Source organism: Celeribacter halophilus (assembly GCF_018860305.1).
In the GTDB taxonomy this organism is placed as follows: domain Bacteria; phylum Pseudomonadota; class Alphaproteobacteria; order Rhodobacterales; family Rhodobacteraceae; genus Celeribacter; species Celeribacter halophilus_A.
This window is the reverse complement of record NZ_JAHKPE010000027.1, coordinates 1-2,924: the sequence shown is the minus strand read 5'-3', so window position 1 is coordinate 2,924 and position 2,924 is coordinate 1. Positions and strand designations below refer to the sequence as shown.

General features: G+C 44.6%; 4 protein-coding genes and 2 pseudogenes. 4 read left to right on the top strand and 2 right to left on the bottom strand.

Features of this window, described 5'->3' with window-relative positions; translation table 11 throughout:
- The first annotated feature begins 169 nt into the window (after positions 1–169).
- From KO492_RS09540 to KO492_RS09525, 4 genes are read left to right on the top strand one after another with little or no spacing between them, the layout of a single operon-like run.
- Positions 170–784 (top strand): transglycosylase SLT domain-containing protein, encoded by a 615-nt coding sequence (locus KO492_RS09540; protein WP_012774857.1) that lies wholly within the window; start codon positions 170–172, stop codon positions 782–784.
- 10 nt (positions 785–794) lie between these two features.
- Entirely contained in the window at positions 795–1,523 is a 729-nt protein-coding gene (locus KO492_RS09535) for a TraX family protein (protein WP_165761827.1), read from the top strand.
- 17 nt (positions 1,524–1,540) lie between these two features.
- On the top strand, positions 1,541–1,993 hold the full coding sequence (locus KO492_RS09530; RefSeq protein WP_012774859.1) for an OmpA family protein: 453 nt from the start codon (positions 1,541–1,543) through the stop codon (positions 1,991–1,993).
- Between the two features lie 19 nt (positions 1,994–2,012).
- A complete protein-coding gene (locus KO492_RS09525) occupies positions 2,013–2,255 on the top strand; it encodes a hypothetical protein (RefSeq protein ID WP_012774860.1) in 243 nt (80 codons plus the stop codon).
- 84 nt (positions 2,256–2,339) lie between these two features.
- Here KO492_RS09525 and KO492_RS09520 read toward each other — a convergent pair.
- Both KO492_RS09520 and KO492_RS09515 read right to left on the bottom strand, forming a co-directional pair.
- Positions 2,340–2,765, bottom strand: a pseudogene (locus tag KO492_RS09520) (Tn3 family transposase); the annotation flags it as partial.
- A gap of 55 nt (positions 2,766–2,820) precedes the next feature.
- Positions 2,821–2,924 (bottom strand): annotated as a pseudogene (locus tag KO492_RS09515) (IS6 family transposase); the annotation flags it as partial.

Below are 2,924 nucleotides of genomic sequence, written 5' to 3'. Positions count from 1 at the left end.
GTGTGAGCTGGGAAACTATACCGGACCAGTACATCAAAGGGACCCGTTGTCGACGTGATAGGGATGGTTATAGAACCCCCAAAGGTTGTACTAGAACTCAACGATTCGCTGAGGTTTATATAGAAAATGAGTTGGCTGGGCCGACTTACTACTGGTAAGGAAATACGTCATGTTACCGTTTATTGCAGATATGCCACCTTTAGAACAAGAGCGCGTTGTGTGCTCAATTTCAGCAGCTGCCAAATATGAAGTACCAGCCAACATTGTTTTGGCCGTGGCCGAAAAAGAATCAGGTAAACCAGGGCAATGGGTTAAAAACTCAAACGGTACGCATGACGTTGGTTTTATGCAGTTTAATACAGCTTATTTACGCGATCTTAAAAAGTATGGCATTACCGCAGAGCATGTAGCAGCGTCCGGCTGCTACCCTTTCGATCTCGCAGCATGGCGACTTCGCGGGCATATCCTAAAAGATTCAGGGGACCTTTGGACTAGAGCGGCTAACTACCATTCACGGACGCCAAAATACAATCAAATTTATCGTGCTGACTTGATGAAAAAAGCGATCAAGTGGGCTGATTGGCTGGATGAAAACTTTACCACTGTTGATGTGACAGCTCAGGGGGGTAAAACCCCAAGTGATAGCAACAAGATGCGCAAAGTATTGGAAGAAGCGGCAAAAATAGAAGTCAAATATAACCGTTCTGAACGCCAAGAAAAGAAGGGGACAGTTAACGCTTTAAAAGCTAAAGGTTATGTCCCTAGAACAATCTCGTTTAATTAGAGGTAGCGTAATGAATAGCCCAACAGTGAGCGCAAAAGCAGCGTTAACCATGCCTAAAATCATCATTTCGAACGGCACAATTGAAGGTTTGAAATTACTCGCCCTTATTTTGATGACTGGCGATCATGTTAATAAATACCTGTTCAATGGCACCTTACCTTATTTATTTGAAGCGGGACGATTGGCAATGCCAATATTTGTCTTTGTCCTGGCGTATAACCTCGCTCGACCAGGACAATTAGAATCCGGCGTATATGGCCGGACAATGAAACGTCTCGCTACATTTGGCATTATCGCTTCTGTTCCGTTCATGGCATTAGGGACCGTTTACGGGGGTTGGTGGCCGCTAAATATTCTCTTTACACTTTTAGCTATTACGGCCACTACATATTTCATCGAGAAAAAGCAGTTTTTCTTTGCCTTCTTAGTGTTCGTAAATGCAGGAACTGTGGTCGAATTTTGGTGGCCTGCCATGTTATTCGGGGTGGCAGTGTGGTCCTATTTAAAACAACCTTCTATTTATACAGCAGGGGTAGCAGTCCTGGCATGTGCTGCCCTTGGTGTTATCAATGGCAATATGTGGGCGCTGGCCGCATTACCAATCCTGGTTAGCTCCACAATGTTTGATCTTAAAGTTCCTCGTACTCGTTGGTTTTTTTACGTTTTTTATCCGTTACACCTCGGCGCCCTTTGGCTTATCAGAATCCCAATGAGTAATGCCGGTTATTTATTTTTTTGATTTTGGAGTATCGAGTTATGCGCAAATCAATTTGCACTTTTTTAGCTCTCAGCTGTTTAGCTTTCACTGTCCCTGCAATGTCAGGAACAAACGACTACAACAATTACAACAACAATAACGCAATGCGTGAAGTTGTATCGAGAACGGTATCTGTATCGTTCGGGGAAAGTAGCACCAGGTTTCGTCCTGGGCCTGTTGCGAAGGTAATGCTAGAAACGGCTCTTGATGCCTCAATGATCACAATCAACGGTAGAACAAGCACTAACAAGCCAAGTAAACGAGACGAAAACCTAGCGCTTGCAAGAGCGGTTTCAGCTCGAAATTATCTAGTTGCTCAAGGTGTATCACCGCTGAAAATCATGATCAACTACGTTTCAGCTGATGACTATTTAACAGAAAACTGGACGCCAGAAGGAAGACGTATCAACCAGCGCGTCGATATAGAAATGATTTATGTCCCTACCTACTAACTAAAGAGAGGTGTTTACTATGTCTGCCTTAAAGGAAACAAAAGAACTGTTATCAATTGTCAGCAACCAGAAGGGGGTCATCCCAGGATGGATGTGCAAAGACGCTTCTAAAAAGCTCGATGGTGACAAACCTAATACAGAACGCGCCGAAGCGATCATTAAAAAGCTCAATGAAAGCGAAAAGCACCCAGCTTTAGCGGCTAAAGTTCGAAGCGCTGAAAAAGAAATTGCACAGCACAAAAATCTCAACCAGGGGTTCTAGGGATTTTCCCCTCTAAAAAGACATAATCCTCTGTAGACCACACCAATAAATGGCTGCGGAGGTGGTTTACTTTCAGCTTGGAGCCTAATCATCCACTATCGGCCTTGTTATTTCGCCAATATTGGGCAATTTCCCAGTATTAGTGAAGTTATACGTTCCGCTTAAGTTGATATTTTGCCACGCAACGGGCGAAACAGCACGAGTGATACCCGCTTTCTCTTCATCTCCTCTCGCTTCAAAGTGTCCCAGAAGATGACTCAGTATCGCGGAGTTGAAGTAGATGATCGCGTTGGCAAGCAATCTTGCGCATTCATTCCAGATAGCGATTTCAGACTCGTTTTTGCCACGGAACTGATCACCATTCACCGACGCAATGGCTCGTCTAAGGAAGTGCCATGCTTCTCCCCGGTTCAGGGCACGTTGCACATACTGCCGCAAACTGGCATCGTCGATGTAGTCAAGTAAATATTGCGCTTTAACCAGTCGATTATACTCCGTCAGAGCCTGTAATATGGCACTGTTGCAAAGTTAGCGATGAGGCAGCCTTTTGTCTTATTCAAAGGCCTTACATTTCAAAAACTCTGCTTACCAGGCGCATTTCGCCCAGGGGATCACCATAATAAAATGCTGAGGCCTGGCCTTTGCGTAGTGCACGCATCACCTCAATAC

Bases quoted from the DNA above. Each gene is read 5' to 3' on its own strand.
- KO492_RS09530 (WP_012774859.1), top strand. From the start codon at position 1,541: ATGCGCAAATCAATTTGCACTTTTTTAGCTCTCAGCTGTTTAGCTTTC.
- KO492_RS09525 (WP_012774860.1), top strand. From the start codon at position 2,013: ATGTCTGCCTTAAAGGAAACAAAAGAACTGTTATCAATTGTCAGCAAC.
- KO492_RS09540 (WP_012774857.1), top strand. From the start codon at position 170: ATGTTACCGTTTATTGCAGATATGCCACCTTTAGAACAAGAGCGCGTT.
- KO492_RS09535 (WP_165761827.1), top strand. From the start codon at position 795: ATGAATAGCCCAACAGTGAGCGCAAAAGCAGCGTTAACCATGCCTAAA.